The organism is Morganella sp. Je.2.23, from assembly GCF_051129855.1.
Classification (GTDB): Bacteria; Pseudomonadota; Gammaproteobacteria; order Enterobacterales; family Enterobacteriaceae; genus Morganella; species Morganella sibonii.
In genome coordinates this window covers 211,236-227,219 of the sequence record NZ_JBCPSQ010000002.1, presented here as the reverse complement: position 1 = coordinate 227,219, position 15,984 = coordinate 211,236, and the positions used below count along the sequence as shown (strand labels likewise).

The window sequence follows — 15,984 nt, the reverse complement described above, 5'->3', positions numbered from 1 at the left end:
CCATCCAACGACTGACGGAGCAGATCAGAACTGATATCCCAGGCGCAGGGAAAACAGGGTATCCTGCGAAGGCAGAGCAGCCGCTGAGGTCCGGGCACGGCTGATTTGCGCATCCAGCTGCGCGCCCCCGTAACTGACATTAACCCCTGCGGCGATACCTGCGGCAGACTGCCATCCCGCCTGCCCGGTCTGAGCCATAACCCGTCCGTAGTCCGCACCGGCACGGGGCGTTACCGTGATCCCCTGCCGGACAAAACGGCGGGAAAGGGTGTTTTGCCAGTACCATCCCTTATCCGCCGATAACGAGCCGTCGTGAAACCCTCTGATCGTGCTGTTATCCGACAGTGTCAGCCACTCCACCCCGGGGAGATGATCCTGTGTGTACTGACCGGCCAGATGACTGCTGAACAGATAAGCGTTCTCCGACAGCGAAAACTGCTGAACATAACTGAGTGAAAATTTGCCTTTGGTGTATTGCGGATCGGCGCCCGGCAGCGTGTTCCGGGTATCAGCCCCGAACAGTGTGGTGCCTTTTTCCGCCGATAACGATGTGCTGATAACGCCGCCCGGCACCAGAATCAGCCCGGTGTAACCGGCTTCGGCAACACTCAGGGACGGGCTGCTGACACCAATCAGGGTTTCATTAAGGTAGTTGCGGCTGCGTTTATATGTCATTTGTGCCATCAGCGAATCAATCCGTGACCGGTTACGGAAGATGACATAATCTGCCCGCAATGCGGCCTGGGCGCTGTCCCCGCGCAGAATGACGTGCTGATAACGCAGTGCCTGATTGATCCGGTAACGGGAGATACTGCCGTAAGTGCTGATGGTCAGTGCGCCGTAAGGTACGGAATAGAACAGCATGCCGGAGCGGCTGTAACGTGCTGCCGGGTTGTCTGTTGTGGCAGAGCCGCTCAGGCTGACAAAATCGGACAATCCGGCCGGGCTGTCAGCGGTGACGGCGGCACGGATCACATTGCGTCCGGTACTTTTCTGCCCGTAATTATCCGCACTGAGAGAGAAACCGGCCGGGGTGCCGCGCTGATTAACCAGGCGGATCACTGATCCTCCGGGTGTGCTGCCGGGCAGAATATCCATCGTCACATGATTCGATTTCAGGCGGTTCGCCTGATCCAGCCCCTGTTCCAGTTCGGTAATTTTCAGCGATTTACCGATCAGAGAGGGAAACAGCAGAGACGTGTTAACGCCGCGATCCGCGCCGTCAAACTGCTCTATCGTCCCTTCTGTCACCCCGATCCCCAGCTCGTGATAATCATTGACCGGCAGAAAGCGGACCCGCGCGGTGATATAGCCTTTATCCAGATACCGCGCCATCAGTTCCGCCACCAGCCCGTTAATATCCCGGCTGCGGATGCAGTCTTCAGGTAATGATGAGAGTGAACGGAGATCATCCTGAGATAACAGTGTGATCCCGGTGAGATACACACCACTGACCGGCAGACAATGTTCATTCTCTGCCGCACGCAACAGCGGCTCTGCGGGGGTGATCGTTGACTGCGGCTTGCTCAGCTGCCGCCGGGTCTGCTGCTCCAGCAGGTCGCTGGCCTGTTGTGCGGCATCCTGCATCGCCCGGCGCGAGGCATCAGCGCCCGGGTTTTCCGCAGCGGAAGGGAAAGGTGCGGCATATAATGGCGGGCAAAAAAACAGCCCTGATAATAGTATGCGGCGTAATAATGTCTGCAGTTTGGTCAATTCGTCTTACTTATCCTTTGCGTCAGTTACCGCCGCAGCGGACAGAAAATGCCGGTTTTCTCCGGTATGGCACCGGATGAAAAAAAGCCGCGCTTTTATCTGTTATCGGCAGAAATAAGAAAAACTTAACTGACAGGATATAAAACGGCGTCCGCCCGGCGGGCAGACGCAGAAAACAGGCGGATTATTTATGGCAGGCAGGTTTGCTGTGACGACAGCCGGAGAGATGATCGATAATCGGACATTCCGCACTATCATCCCCGGGGCAGGATTCCGCCAGCGCCAGCAGGCGGTCACGGATAGCAGTGAGCTCCGTAATGGTTTTCTCAATCTGCTTCACTTTACCCAGCGTCGCGGATTTTACATCCGCCGCATGGCGGTTCGGATTACGGAACAGCGATAACAGTTCGCGGCACTCATCCAGCGTGAAACCGACCTCTTTTGCCTGACGCAGCAGTGTCAGTTCATCGACATGCCGTTCACTGAAATACCGGTATCCGTTTTCACCCCGTTCCGGGGGTGTGATCAAAGATTTATCTTCGTAAAAACGGATCGCTTTTGGCGTTAAACCCGTTTTTTGTGCAATATCGCTGATATTCATAACTTCTCCTTGACCTTACCCTTGAGGGAAGGTTTACCATCATCGTAAATCAAAATTCCCGTTCCCCCGAACAGAATTTTTTCTTTTACGCCGTGTGTTGTTCTGCGGCGTGATGATGCGAAACATGTAAGGAAAAAAAGTATGGCAAATACAACTATTCTTGCGTTACAGGGGCTGTCCTGCGGACATTGCACCGGCAGTGTCAAAAAAGCACTCGACGCCCGTCCTGATGTTGAATCTGCGGTGGTCACCCTTGATTTCGCCAAAGTGACCGGCGATGCGGATGCACAATCCCTTATCAAAACTATCGAAGAAGCCGGTTATGAAGCACAGATTGCAGACAAGCCCGGTACAATTTTACAGCTTTCCGGGCTGAATTGTATGAAATGTGCCGCGAAAACGCAAAGTGCATTAGAAGCAGTTGAGGGTGTTGCCGCTGCGGTGGTTGATACCAAAGAAGCAAAAGTGTACGGCAGCGCTGATGCACAAACCTTAATCAGCGCGGTGGAAGCCGCCGGTTATCAGGCTGTGGTGGCGGGAGAAACCCCGTCCCCAAAATCTGAACCGCTGACGTTGCCTCAGACTGAGCCGGCGGCAGCGGAGCATTGCGATATTCCGGCCACACCGGATAACACCCCTGCTATGCCTGAGATAGAGGAAGACGACGACAGTCTCTCCTTCCTGCTCGACGGCATGACCTGTGCGAGCTGCGTCAGCAAAGTACACAAAGCGCTGCTCAGTGTGGACGGCGTGGAGAACGCCCGTGTTAACCTCGCGGAGCGCAGTGCGCTGGTCACCGGTCACGCCTCTGCGGATGCGCTGATCGCCGCCGTGGAGAAAGCCGGTTACGGTGCGGAGCTGATTCAGGATGATGCCAAACGCCGTGAGCGTCAGCAGGAAGTTGCTGTCGCCAATATGAAACGGTTCCGCTGGCAGGCAGCACTGGCGCTGGCTGTCGGTATTCCGGTGATGATCTGGGGAATGATCGGCGACAATATGATGCTGACCCCAGCAAATAACAATATCTGGCTGACTATCGGGATCGTCACTCTGGCGGTGATGATTCTGGCGGGCGGGCATTTCTACCGCAGCGCCTGGCAATCCCTGAAAAACGGCAGTGCGACGATGGATACTCTGGTGGCGCTCGGCACCGGTGCCGCGTGGCTCTATTCCATCACGGTAAACCTCTGGCCGGACGTGTTCCCGCCGCAGGCGCGTCACCTCTATTATGAGGCCAGTGCCATGATCATCGGTCTGATAAACCTGGGTCATATGCTGGAGCAGCGCGCCCGCCAGCGCTCCTCAAAAGCACTGGAGCGTCTGCTGGATCTGACACCGCCGACCGCACGGGTCGTCACACCGGACGGTGAAAAAGATGTCCCGCTGGCGGATGTGCAGCCGGGTATGATCCTGCGCCTGACCACCGGTGACCGCGTGCCGGTCGATGGTGAGATCACACAGGGTGAAGTGTGGATGGATGAGGCAATGCTGACCGGGGAACCGATCCCGCAGCAAAAAACCACCGGCGATATTGTTTCCGCCGGAACCACCGTGCAGGACGGCACCGTGCTGTTCCGTGCTGCCGCCGTCGGCAGTAAAACCACGCTGGCGCGCATCATTAAACTGGTGCGCCAGGCACAGAGCAGCAAACCGGAAATCGGTCAGCTGGCCGATAAAATCTCAGCTGTCTTTGTACCGGTTGTGGTGGTTATCGCTCTGATCGCCGGTGCCGTCTGGTACTTCTTCGGCCCGGCACCGCAGATAACCTATGCGCTGGTAATTATTACCACGGTACTGATTATCGCCTGTCCGTGTGCACTGGGGCTGGCAACACCGATGTCGATTATTTCCGGTGTCGGACGCGCCGCTGAGTTTGGTGTACTGGTGCGGGATGCGGATGCATTACAGCAGGCAAGCACCCTGGACACCATTGTTTTCGACAAAACCGGAACACTGACCGAAGGTATGCCGCAGGTAACGGAGATCCACACCTTCAACGGATTCAGTGACGATGATGTTCTGCGTCTCGCGGCAGCGCTGGAAAGCGGTTCTAATCACCCGCTGGCCCGCGCTATCACTGAACGGGCAAAAGAGCTGACACTGCCGTCTGTCACGCAGTTCCGCACCCTTGCCGGTATGGGGATCAGCGGGGAGTCTGAAAACCGGACACTGCTGCTGGGTAACCATGCGCTGATGCAGGCACAAAATATCAGCACTGCCGGCGAAGCGGATGCATTGGTGCAGTCACAGGCCGGTAAAGGCGTGACCCCGGTGATGCTGGCGGTTGACGGCAAAATCGCGGCAATACTTTCCATCCGTGATCCGCTGCGTGAGGACAGTGTCAGTGCGCTGGCGCGTCTGCACAAACAGGGATACCGCCTGGTGATGCTGACCGGCGATAATGAAGTGACCGCACGGGCTATCGCTAAAGAAGCCGGGATTGATGAAGTGATCGCCGGTGTACTGCCCGACGGTAAAGCCGCTGCCATTGAAAAATTGCAGCAGGCCGGACGCCGTGTCGCAATGGTCGGCGATGGTATCAACGATGCACCGGCGCTGGCACGGGCCGATGTGGGGATCGCCATGGGCGGCGGCAGTGATATCGCCATCGAAACCGCGGCTATCACCCTGATGCGTCACAGCCTGCATGGTGTGGCCGATGCCGTGGCAATTTCGAAAGGGACACTGCGTAACATGAAGCAGAACCTGCTGGGTGCCTTTATTTATAACACTCTCGGGATACCGATTGCTGCCGGGGTGCTGTTCCCGTTCACCGGCACCCTGCTCAACCCGGTCGTGGCAGGAGCAGCTATGGCGCTGTCATCCATTACCGTGGTCAGCAACGCCAACCGGCTGTTACGCTTTAAACCAAAAGATTAATCACTGACCTGATAAGGGAGCGAATAATTCGCTCCCTTGAGATTGCTGACAAAGCAGGATAAAACGTGGTTTTTCCTGCTTTGTGTTATCAGCCGAAAATCAATAAATTGATTTTTCTGGTTTATTTTTACAACCTCTGCCGGTCGTCGCCAACCCCTGCGGGTTTGGCGACGGCCTGACGGGAGCGAATACTTCGCTCCCTTATTTTTTTCTTACTGATTAACCGGATCTTACGTAACAGGGTTGAAAAAAACATGCGGTTGCAGTCAACTAGGGTATCGTTTCACGACAGGAGTCGTCATGAAAACACTGTTCCGCCGGCTGAAAGATTACCTTATCCCGCCTGATCCGCAGGGTGGCTGTACCTGGCCCTCTATCGACCTTACACTCCCCGGGGATATCTCGCTGCACCTGGTCGGCAGTATTCATATGGGTTCGGAAACGATGTATCCGCTGCCCGGTCCGCTGCTGGAAAGAATCAACCGCGCCGACGGCCTGATTGTGGAAGCTGATATCACCCGTCCGGCACCACCGTTCCCCGGACAAGACCCGGAGCATCCCCGTCTGCCGGTAAGTGAGCGCTTACCGGAGCACCTGAGGGACGACTACCGCCGGTACTGTGAGGAGCAGCGCCAGCCGGTGCAGACCCTTGATACCCTGCCCGCCTGGCAGGTTGCCCTGATCCTTCAGTCAGCCCAGGCACAAAGTCTAGGGCTGCGGCCGCATTACGGGATTGACTATCAGATGCTCAATGCCGCTCACGGGCAGAATATCCCTGTTTTTGAGCTGGAGGGTACACAGGCGCAGATGCAGATGCTGCTGGATTTCCCGGATGAAGGACTGAGCCTGCTGGAAGATACCCTGGCCTACTGGCATGACAATGCACGGGCACTGCAGATTATGCTCGGCTGGTGGCTGGATTACCGGCCGGAAAAACTCGCACAGCCGCTGCCAGCTACCTTCAGCGAGCAGACGTATCAGCATCTGATGATCAGCCGCAATGACGCCTGGAAAACCCGGCTAACGCAACTGCCGCCCGGCAATTATGTGGTGGCTGTCGGTGCGCTGCATATTTACGGCGACCATAATCTGCCGTCCATTTTGTGTTAAACTGGCAGGCCTTGTGACACTGCCGTCTGAATTATCTGCAAGGAAAGACCTATGACACCGGCTGTAAAACTTCTGGAAAAAAACCGGATTTCATTCACCCTCCATCCGTACGAACATGATCCGAATGATCATAATTTCGGTGATGAAGCGGTCCGCAAACTCAATCTCGATGCCCGTCAGGTATATAAAACCCTGCTGGTGGCACTTAACGGCGATAATAAACATCTCGCTGTGGCCGTCACCCCGGTATCAGAACAGCTTGATCTAAAAGCAGTGGCCAAAGCCCTTGGTGTGAAGAAAGCAGAAATGGCCGACCCGGTGAATGCACAGAAAGTCACCGGTTATCTGGTGGGCGGGATCAGCCCGCTGGGACAGAAAAAACGCCTGCCGACCCTGATTGATGAGGGCGCACAGGAGTTTGCCACTATTTTTGTTTCCGGCGGTAAACGCGGCCTGGATATCGAACTGGCACCGCAGGATCTGGCGAAAGTGCTGGACGGGAAATTTGCCCCGGTAGCGAAACGGGACTGATATACCGGATAAATATCCTCCGGCCCGTCCGGGAGGTTTGTGTACAATAAAAAACCGGGATTCACATCACACCCCGGTTTTTTAAGGCCGTCATAAACAATTATTTGTTTTTATAAATAATTTCGCCTTTCGGTTCATAATCTGCCGCTTTCAGCGGAGAATGGGCTTCAATATAGCCTTTCAGCACTTCCGCATCGACAAAACCGGTACTCACATATCCCGGATGCGTATCAATTTTCGGATAACCATCCCCGCCGATCGCATTGAAGTTCAGTGTCGCCATACGGTAGGTTTTTGCCGGATCAAGCGGTTTGCCGTCAATCGTCACATCACTCACCGAGCCGTCTTTATTCAGTGTCAGTCCCACATTATAAAACTGCGCGTAAGCCCCTGAATCAGTTTTCATATTGGCGACGGCGGTCAGATACGGCAGTACTTCGCTGCCTTTGAAATCGACATACACCAGTTCATTGGCAAACGGCTGTACTTTCAGCACATGTTTATAGGTAATATCACCCGGTTCGATAGAATCACGCACACCACCGCCGCTCATAATGGCAAAATCGGCATTCGCCCGCTCTTTTTGTGCGGACAACAGCAGATGTCCCATGCTGGTCTGTTCAAAACGGACTTTGCTGCGGTCACCTTCCAGTTTGCTGTCAACCGACCCGACTTTAATATTAAGCTGCTCATTGCCCTTTTCCTGATACGGTGTCAGCAGTTTCAGCATGTCGGGGTTTTCGGTAATTTCACTGGTGTAATACACCCGCTCTGATGAACCATCCTCTTTGGTGACTTTTTTCTTCAGATTCACCGGGATAAGCTGATAGTGCTTCAGCGTGAATTCACCGTTGCGGAACTGAAAATCTGCCCGTCCCACATATTTACCCCATTCATGTGCCTGTACAATCCAGGTGCCGTTCTGGTTATCCGGCGCACACGGAGTGCCGGGTACGTAATCGGCAATTTTGTAATTTTTATTTTCCGGCTGCATACAGACCGGGTCCTGTGAGTGACCACCCACAATCATATCCAGATAACCGGCCGGCAGACTGCGTGCCATTTCGACATCGCCCGGGGCATTGGAGCCGTGATTGCTGTCATCGTAGTGACCCATATGGGTGGCGGCGATAATAATGTCCGGTTTCTCCGCTTCACGGAGTGTTTCAACCACTTTTTTCGCTTCTTCTGCCGGGACGCGGAATTCCGTATCCGGGAAATTACCCGGATTACCGATTTTCGCCGTATCGTCCGTTGTCAGACCAATCACCGCGATTTTCACACCTTGTTTGTCAAACACCGCATACGGTTTAAACAGACGTTCACCGGTGCTTTTCTTATAAATATTGGCGGACAGGAACGGGAACGTGGCCCATTTTTCCTGAGTGCGCAGTGTTTCAAGCGGATTATCAAACTCGTGATTTCCCAGCGCCATTGCGTCGTAACCGACCAGGTTCATTCCTTTGAAATCCGGCTCGGCATTCTGTAAATCAGATTCCGGCACGCCGGTGTTAATATCGCCGCCGGAGAGCAGCAACAGTGATCCGCCTTTCTCTTCCACCTCTTTACGGATGCCGTCCACCAGAGTTTTCTGGGCGGATAAACCATATTCGCCGTGATCGTTCTGCCAGAAATGACCATGGTGATCATTAGTGTGCAGAATAGTGATGTCGTAGGTTTTATCTTTTTCCCAGGCATTCGCCAGCGCCGGAAAAAGAACTGCGGATACCGCCAGCGCGCAGGCTGCGGTTTTCAGTCTGAATGTCATGGTCATTCCCTGTATGTCTGAATGATGATACCGGTACAGAAGCTGCTCCCGCCGGCGTTCTGCTGAAAGTATGATGAAAATTCACAAATTTTTACACCAGATATGATAAATACAGCAAAAAAATGAGACATCACTCAATGTTTTGTCATTTATTTCAGCCGCACGAATGCGATAACACATCCTTAAAAAATCGTTAAATATCAATATTCAACCAAATTAAATCGGGCGTTTCTTATCCGTACTCAGGTGCTGTTATTTTATTCTCCCCGGACATTATGATGCGATTACCGGTATAAACACCACGGTTAAACACGTAATTTTCTGGTCAATTTTACAGATACCGCAAAATCGGCATCAAAAACAGATTAAACACACTCAATCATTTGTTAAATAACGACAAAGAAAACACAAAACAAAATCGATTCAGGTGAGAACATATGACCGGATGCGGAGAATAACCTGAAAACAACCGGCATTTCACATTATCAACTGCCAAATGCCGTTTTTTACATAATCAGTTATATTTTTAACGCGATTTATGTCACGAAAACATGTATTATATTTATAGCTAACCAACATCCGTTCACACCACTAATCAAAAGGAGAATGAAAAAAGTGCACTCAACGCCTCTTATCACAACTATTGTTGGCGGTCTCGTTCTCGCTTATTTACTTGGTATGTTAGCGCAGCGGTTAAAGATTTCCCCGTTAGTGGGTTATCTGGCGGCGGGTGTGTTAGCGGGTCCTTTTACCCCGGGATTTGTTGCCGATGCCTCTCTGGCACCGGAACTGGCAGAAATCGGGGTTATTCTGCTGATGTTCGGGGTCGGGCTTCATTTTTCACTGAAAGATCTGCTGGCGGTTAAAAATATCGCTATTCCCGGCGCTATCTGTCAGATAGCTGTCGCCACTATTCTGGGTCTCGGCCTTTCCGGGCTGTTCGGCTGGGGATTATTTACCGGGATCGTATTTGGTCTGAGCTTATCCACAGCGAGTACCGTGGTGCTGCTGCGCGCCCTGGAAGAGCGGCAACTGATAGAGAGCCAGCGCGGTCAGATAGCTATCGGCTGGCTGATTGTGGAAGATCTCGCCATGGTATTAACCCTGGTGCTGTTACCCGCAGCGGCCTCTATCATCAATAATCCGGAAGCCAGTGCCAGCACATCAGAACTGCTGATGAGCCTTGCCGTCACTATCGGTAAAGTAGTGGCATTTATCCTGATTATGATTTTTATCGGCCGCCGCGTGATCCCGTGGTTGCTCGCCAGAACAGCGGCCACCGGTTCACGGGAGCTGTTTACCCTGGCGGTACTGGTGCTGGCACTGGGTATTGCTTATGCCGCCGTTGCGCTGTTTGATGCCTCGTTTGCTCTCGGTGCATTCTTTGCCGGTATGGTGCTCAATGAGTCAGAACTCAGCCACCGGGCCGCACAGGACACTCTGCCGCTGCGTGATGCCTTCGCAGTGCTGTTCTTTGTCTCTGTCGGGATGCTGTTTGACCCGATGGTGCTGATCAACCACCCGCTCGGCGTACTGGGTGTGCTGGCGATTATTATCATCGGTAAATCTGCTGCCGCTCTGCTGCTGGTGAGGATGTTCGGCCATAACCGGCGGACAGCCCTGACTGTTGCCGTCAGCCTTGCGCAAATCGGGGAGTTCGCCTTTATCCTCGCCGGAATGGGCGTCACGCTGGAGGTTCTCAACCGCCAGGCCAATGACCTGATCCTGGCCGGTGCGATAGTCTCTATCATGCTCAACCCGGTACTGTTCACCCTGCTCGACCGTTATCTGGAAAAAACCGAAACGCCGGAAGAGCAGCAGGAAGAAGAAACGCTGGAAGAGATCACTCAGGTGCCGGTCAATATCTGCGGTCATACCATCGTTGTCGGTTACGGACGCGTCGGTGCGATGCTGGCGGACAAACTGCATAATAAAGGTTATCCGGTTGTGGTGGTGGAAGATACCCGCGCCCGTTTTGAAGAGCTGGCTGAACGCGGTTACCCTTCCGTGATGGGGAATGCGGTGGCACAGGATGTACTGGAACTTGCCCGCGCCGATTGTGCCAGTTCCCTGCTGCTGACAATCCCGAACGGCTATGAAGCCGGTGAGATTGTGGCCAAAGCCCGCGCCATGAACGCACATATGACAATTATTGTCCGCGCACATTATGACGACGAGCGTACCTATATTATGGAGCGCGGTGCAAACCGTGTGGTGATTGGTGAATTTGAAATCGCCCGTGCGATGAGCACGCTGCTGGCGGAAAATCAGACTGACCATGAATTCGGCTGCCCGGTCAGTATCAATCCGGTGGCAGAAACTGCGCCGGAAACAGAAACGGAAGGCCGCTCACTGCATGATATGCTGCGCAAACCGGAAACAGATGCCACTCCGGAGAATCAGAACCCGCATCCGTCGGCATAATCTGTTTTAACCTGCTGAAATACAAGCCCGGTCAGCGAACCGGGCTTTTTTATGTACACATAAAAAATCCTGCCGGAGCAGGATTTATATCAGAGGATAATAAACAGGTACTCAGTCACTGAATACCATTATTTGTGCAGCTCTGCCGTCATAATCATATTATCAGTCGTACGGAAAATAAAATATAATATAATATAAACACCGGATAAAATTGATTCCATTATGTTATTTCACAATATTTGTTACATTTTAATTGATAATTAACATAGTAATTATTAATTTTATTAAATTACCTGAGAATAGTCAGTATCCCATCAGGCGAAAATATAATAATATCTATCATCATCATGAGTTTTAAGAAATACACACCATAAAAAATCGTCACCACCTTGCTCCTGAGGAGGCGCTATGCCTGATTCTGGTCAGTATTTTATTGCAGTGCTACTGAGTTTTGTGAATATTATATATTTCAGAAAGATAATACTAAAACAAAAAATAATAAATAGAGTTATTATATCTGTAATTGTATCAACGCTATTTGTTACATTGTTTCCTCTTTTAAAGGCAAGTGTATTAAAAGAGATATATTTTAATTTTTCATTTTACACAGATATTAATTATTCTATCTCGGTTATTACAGGGAGTGTTATTAATCTGATCTCACTATGGGTATCAGATTCTGTAAAAAGGATTAAATAATATAAAGTTATTAGCTAAACATAACACCTGAGCAGATGGAAATGTACAGAAATTATTTTAATTCGCAGAACTAAACATCAGCTGCAAGCCCGGTCTGACCGGGCTTTTTTATGTGCATATATAAAAAATCCTGCCGGAGCAGGATTGATATCAGAGGATAATAAACAGGTACTCAGTCACTGGATGCCATTATTTGTGCAGTTCTGCCGTCATAATCACATTATCAGTCGTACGGGCGCTGGTGATGGTATAACCGGAAGCTCCGCTTTCCTGTGCTTTTTCAGCAATTTTTGCTTCAGCTGATGTCAGTGTGTCACTGGTGACAGAAACGGATTCAGCAGAAGCCGCAAAGGAAAACAGTGTCAGAGCAGAAGCGGTAATCAGTGTTTTTACAGTATTCATGGTCATTTCCTTGTTACATTCAATAAGGGGTATATTTCATCTGGCAAGCCTCTCTTGCCGGGAATGACCAAAGCTTAAACCTCAACATAACCTGAGGTTAAAGCGAATTTTTCACCTCAACTTCATCAGTAAAGTTGATGATGCCGATGTGTAACACGGATTATTTGTTATTGCCCATAAAAAACGCCGGAAAATTCCGGCGATTATCTGTCAGTTGTTGTTATCAGCGTTCCCAGTATGACTCTTCCAGGCTGTCTTCCCGGTCCGGTAATCCTTTGGTCAGACGCGGTGAGTGCTGGATCAGTACCTGATAGCTGACACGGTTGGCATATTTGCAGATCTGAGCCAGTGAGGAGTATGTCAGATAGCGGCGCTGATGCTTACTGGAGTTCGGGATATTCATCCGGTGATAGCTGTTAGCCGTAATATCATGCAGTAAGGCAGATAATGCACCATCACCGGCACCGTTGGTGTTCATAATCTTGTCCGGACCGCCCATATAGGGTTCGATATGGGAATAGACCCGTGCGGCGTCCTGACAATCTTTCCGGCGCATTGCACGGCTGAATTCATAACGGTTAAATTCGGCCAGCGCCCCCGGCAATAACGGGTGGGTGGTTTCGCGCATAAATTCTTTTTCTGAATAACCCGCCATATATAAACCGGCAGGGCCTGCGGTACACAATACCAGATCCACCCAGTCCAGCGCTTTATCTGATGCCAGCAGCGGATCGGTAAAGCCGGTCAGTGCCAGCGCCTCTTCTTCATTCATTGCCAGCACAGAAATGTTTTCTGCGAGGAAATCACACCACCACTGCGGATCTTCTGCGATCACATGTTTGGTTCCCAGTGTCAGGATCACCGGCACATCATGTTTTTTGGCGTACTCAATAGCTTTCATGGTGGCATCCGGCATCGGTTCGCCCGGTTTGCAGCGCACCAGATAGGCGGTCAGCACCAGTGCGGAGGCTTCCGCAATAATCTCTTCCGGAATGCTTTCCGGACGCAGCTGGTTCATCAGCCCGGGGCTGATGGCAAATGTCCGCTCACCGTTTTCACTGATCAGGGTGAAACAGCGGCCAATCGGGCCGTCAACACCCTGTAAATAGTTGAGATCCATGCGGCTGGATGTATTGCACAGATAATAATAGGCATAACTGCCAATCCGGATATTATTACACATCGTGCCCAGCAGTACGGAACGGTCATCAGCCAGTACGGAGTAGTTATGAAGGGTATTTCCGATGGTGCCGCCGGCAAATTCATGGGTGATCAGCGAGCGCTCAATCAGCTCACGATACAGCTCTTCAGCCACATCATCCTCAATAACCAGCGAATGCCCGCGGCTGAGCTGATAACGGCGGATAAAATCATCATCCACATTGGCTTCAATATCCACCAGCGTCTGATCAATACCGACGATATATGCGCGGGTATTTTCATCATCTTTCATCAGCTGGACGGGCTGTAATAACGGGTCACGCAGGCTGACCGGGAAGTAGTGTTTGGATTTGCGTCTGCCGGGGAATTTCATAAAGGTTCATGGCCGGAAAAAAAGATGCCGTATTTTATCATAACCAAAAAGAGAATGTGAGCGGACAGAACCCTTAATGCCCGCTCAACCGGAAACTATGCTGATTTTTTTCTGTTAACAAACATATTCCATGCAAAAACTGCCATCACAGAGAGGATAAACCCTAAAAAGGCAGATGCAATAAGATACATTTTAGCACCGGGGCCGTCTTTCACCACCGGCAGAGCCGGGGATTCGGTCACGGTAAACGGAACAATATCCACAGAGAACGGCGCGATGCTTTTGATACTCTTCAGTGTATAGGCTCTGTCCAGAAGATCTGCATCCACCGCCGGTAAATCTAATGCTTTCAGTGAATTTGTCATCTGCATAATTGCAGGGCGGCCCATCGCACTGTAAGCCGCAACCGGATCAGCTTCCGGATTCTGAGGCGGAACAGATGCTGTCGCCGGTGCAATGCGTTCTGCCGCTTCCAGGTAAGCCAGAGTCTGTTCACGCTGATGCTCTGCTTTGACCAGCGCCACACTATACTGGCTCTGACCGGCACTCAGTGCAGCAGCCAGGTTTTCCTGTAACTGCATCTGCATGACGTTCTGGCTGTATTGCGCGGTGTAATCGAGATAATCCGATAACATCCGCTGCGCTGTCTGCGGATCAGCCGCAGTGAACGTCACCTCGGCAGTGGCCGGTTTCAGGATATCGCCATCGGTCTTTTTAAAACCAAAAGTACCGGAAGCCGCGGTATCGCCCGGTAAGCTCAGAAATGATTTCTGCACTGACGGTGCCTGCCAGACAGTACTGAAAACATTGAACGCCGCAGGCAGATCCGAGACGGCTGACACATTGAGTGCGTTCATCTGCAAGCGAATTTTATTCAGCTCAGGCATATCACGCAGCTCTGTTGCCGTCACTTCCGCGGTACTGGTCCACTTTTGCGGCAGTATTTTGGAAACACCAAAACCGGCTGCGGCGAACAATACGGTCACAATGACGATAAAAACTTTATAGCGGTATAACAGTTTCAGAAGATCAATAATATCGATCTCGTCATTATTAAGGTTCACTGAACCCTTCTCACTCACCATGTCCATAGCACCCGTTCTGTTTGCGATGAAATATCAAATTTCACTTAAAATCAGCAATAATATCTGTCAATTTTAAGCCAATTAATTGTTACATGTTTAATGTTAACATTAATTCCTTAAAATTCTACGCATAACAGTGGTATATTTCGGACTATTCCAGATTGGAACGCAAAAAAACTAGCCTACCAGCTCGTGTAATAGTTTTATATGAATATCATCATCATTCAGCGATTCAATGTAATGATATTCCTCCCCTCCGGAAGATAAAAAGAACCCTTTATTCTGTTCCTTAATCTCTTCTAATGTCTCAAGGCAGTCAGCCGAAAATCCCGGACACATCACCTGAACAGACCTTACTCCTCCTAAGGGTAATCCCTTCATTGTTTCATCCGTATAAGGCGTCAGCCACGGCTCCCGGCCAAAGCGGGATTGATAAGTGTGCATGATATGTTCAGCCGGGAAACGGAGCCGCTCCCGCAGTAATGCCGTTGTTGCCTCACATTCTGCCGGATAAATATCCCCCTCTTCCGCATAGCGGACAGGAATACCGTGATAGGACAAGATCAGCCGGTCCGGCTCCCCGTGCTCCGCAAAAGCCGCCTCCGCCGATTGTGCCAGCGCCTCAATATAGAGCGGATGCGTCGCATAACTGCGGATAAAATTGAGTGACGGAAAGGTCCGGCGGCGTTTAAAGATATCTGCCAGCCCGTCAAACACCGCACCGGTGGTTGAGCAGGAATACTGCGGATACAGCGGCAGGACATCCAGATGCGTCACGCCCTGCTCCAGCAGAGTATCAACAGCGGATTCCAGCGATGGCGAACCATAGCTCATTCCCAGCGCCACCGGTGTACCCGGCAACTGTGCAGCCAGTGCTGCCTGCTGACGGCGGCTGTACACCAGCAGCGGAGAACCCTCCTCCATCCAGATCGACTGATACAGCTTCGCCACACGCGGTGAGCGGAACGGCAGCACAATGCCGCGTAAAATACACTGCCAGAGCAGCGGAGAGACATCCACCACACGCGGGTCACTCAGAAACTGCTTCAGATAGCGTTTTACCGCCGGGGTTTCCGGCGCATCCGGAGTGCCTAAGTTAACCAGTAAAACGCCGCGTTTGTGTTGATTTGTCATCAGAAAATCCTGTCAGCAACTAGAATGATTGTCAGGGTAATGTATTGTTAGTAATGATTCTTATTCTTTTCTGCCATGTTCTTCATGTTCTTCATCCTTTTGT

The 15,984-nt window shown here is 51.4% G+C and carries 11 protein-coding genes; 4 read left to right on the top strand and 7 right to left on the bottom strand.

Features of this window, described 5'->3' with window-relative positions; genetic code table 11:
• Nucleotides 1-24 precede the first annotated feature (24 nt).
• Both AAZR23_RS11520 and cueR read right to left on the bottom strand, forming a co-directional pair.
• On the bottom strand, nucleotides 25-1,713 hold the full coding sequence (locus AAZR23_RS11520) for a ShlB/FhaC/HecB family hemolysin secretion/activation protein (protein ID WP_434692684.1): 1,689 nt from the start codon (nucleotides 1,711-1,713) through the stop codon (nucleotides 25-27).
• Nucleotides 1,714-1,897: 184 nt separating this feature from the next.
• Nucleotides 1,898-2,314, bottom strand: coding sequence for a Cu(I)-responsive transcriptional regulator (gene cueR / locus AAZR23_RS11515; protein ID WP_046893196.1), 417 nt, complete (start codon nucleotides 2,312-2,314; stop codon nucleotides 1,898-1,900).
• Nucleotides 2,315-2,455: 141 nt separating this feature from the next.
• On the opposite strand from cueR, the gene copA reads away from it, so the two are divergent.
• The 3 genes from copA (at nucleotide 2,456) to ybaK (ending at nucleotide 6,835) form a co-directional block, all read left to right on the top strand.
• Nucleotides 2,456-5,194: a copper-exporting P-type ATPase CopA gene (gene copA, locus AAZR23_RS11510; protein ID WP_434692681.1), complete on the top strand. Its 2,739-nt coding sequence runs from the start codon at nucleotides 2,456-2,458 to the stop codon at nucleotides 5,192-5,194.
• A gap of 300 nt (nucleotides 5,195-5,494) precedes the next feature.
• The gene (locus tag AAZR23_RS11505; protein WP_434692678.1) at nucleotides 5,495-6,304 is read left to right on the top strand and encodes a TraB/GumN family protein; all 810 of its coding nucleotides are present in this window, start codon (nucleotides 5,495-5,497) and stop codon (nucleotides 6,302-6,304) included.
• Between the two features lie 51 nt (nucleotides 6,305-6,355).
• Nucleotides 6,356-6,835 (top strand): Cys-tRNA(Pro)/Cys-tRNA(Cys) deacylase YbaK, encoded by a 480-nt coding sequence (gene ybaK, locus AAZR23_RS11500; RefSeq protein ID WP_004237643.1) that lies wholly within the window; start codon nucleotides 6,356-6,358, stop codon nucleotides 6,833-6,835.
• 100 nt (nucleotides 6,836-6,935) lie between these two features.
• Here ybaK and ushA read toward each other — a convergent pair whose 3' ends face one another.
• Nucleotides 6,936-8,603, bottom strand: coding sequence for a bifunctional UDP-sugar hydrolase/5'-nucleotidase UshA (gene ushA / locus AAZR23_RS11495; RefSeq protein WP_434692675.1), 1,668 nt, complete (start codon nucleotides 8,601-8,603; stop codon nucleotides 6,936-6,938).
• A gap of 606 nt (nucleotides 8,604-9,209) precedes the next feature.
• On the opposite strand from ushA, the gene ybaL reads away from it, so the two are divergent.
• Nucleotides 9,210-11,027, top strand: coding sequence for a YbaL family putative K(+) efflux transporter (gene ybaL / locus AAZR23_RS11490; RefSeq protein WP_273746064.1), 1,818 nt, complete (start codon nucleotides 9,210-9,212; stop codon nucleotides 11,025-11,027).
• Nucleotides 11,028-11,915: 888 nt separating this feature from the next.
• On the opposite strand, the gene AAZR23_RS11485 is transcribed toward ybaL, so the two are convergent.
• The 4 genes from AAZR23_RS11485 to hemH all read right to left on the bottom strand — a co-directional run bounded on the left by AAZR23_RS11485 (nucleotide 11,916) and on the right by hemH (nucleotide 15,881).
• Nucleotides 11,916-12,128, bottom strand: a complete 213-nt coding sequence (locus AAZR23_RS11485) for a DUF1471 domain-containing protein (protein ID WP_046893191.1) — start codon at nucleotides 12,126-12,128, stop codon at nucleotides 11,916-11,918.
• 223 nt (nucleotides 12,129-12,351) lie between these two features.
• Complete coding sequence (locus AAZR23_RS11480) at nucleotides 12,352-13,662, bottom strand: inosine/guanosine kinase (protein ID WP_054423657.1); 1,311 nt, start codon at nucleotides 13,660-13,662, stop codon at nucleotides 12,352-12,354.
• Between the two features lie 95 nt (nucleotides 13,663-13,757).
• Entirely contained in the window at nucleotides 13,758-14,747 is a 990-nt protein-coding gene (locus AAZR23_RS11475) for a Wzz/FepE/Etk N-terminal domain-containing protein (RefSeq protein ID WP_218426583.1), read from the bottom strand.
• 177 nt (nucleotides 14,748-14,924) lie between these two features.
• Nucleotides 14,925-15,881, bottom strand: coding sequence for a ferrochelatase (gene hemH, locus AAZR23_RS11470; protein ID WP_046893188.1), 957 nt, complete (start codon nucleotides 15,879-15,881; stop codon nucleotides 14,925-14,927).
• Nucleotides 15,882-15,984: the final 103 nt, after the last annotated feature.

Coding starts and splice junctions, on each gene's coding strand:
- cueR (WP_046893196.1), bottom strand. CDS start 2,314: ATGAATATCAGCGATATTGCACAAAAAACGGGTTTAACGCCAAAAGCG.
- copA (WP_434692681.1), top strand. CDS start 2,456: ATGGCAAATACAACTATTCTTGCGTTACAGGGGCTGTCCTGCGGACAT.
- AAZR23_RS11505 (WP_434692678.1), top strand. CDS start 5,495: ATGAAAACACTGTTCCGCCGGCTGAAAGATTACCTTATCCCGCCTGAT.
- ybaK (WP_004237643.1), top strand. CDS start 6,356: ATGACACCGGCTGTAAAACTTCTGGAAAAAAACCGGATTTCATTCACC.
- ushA (WP_434692675.1), bottom strand. CDS start 8,603: ATGACATTCAGACTGAAAACCGCAGCCTGCGCGCTGGCGGTATCCGCA.
- ybaL (WP_273746064.1), top strand. CDS start 9,210: ATGAAAAAAGTGCACTCAACGCCTCTTATCACAACTATTGTTGGCGGT.
- AAZR23_RS11485 (WP_046893191.1), bottom strand. CDS start 12,128: ATGAATACTGTAAAAACACTGATTACCGCTTCTGCTCTGACACTGTTT.
- AAZR23_RS11480 (WP_054423657.1), bottom strand. CDS start 13,662: ATGAAATTCCCCGGCAGACGCAAATCCAAACACTACTTCCCGGTCAGC.
- AAZR23_RS11475 (WP_218426583.1), bottom strand. CDS start 14,747: ATGGTGAGTGAGAAGGGTTCAGTGAACCTTAATAATGACGAGATCGAT.
- hemH (WP_046893188.1), bottom strand. CDS start 15,881: ATGACAAATCAACACAAACGCGGCGTTTTACTGGTTAACTTAGGCACT.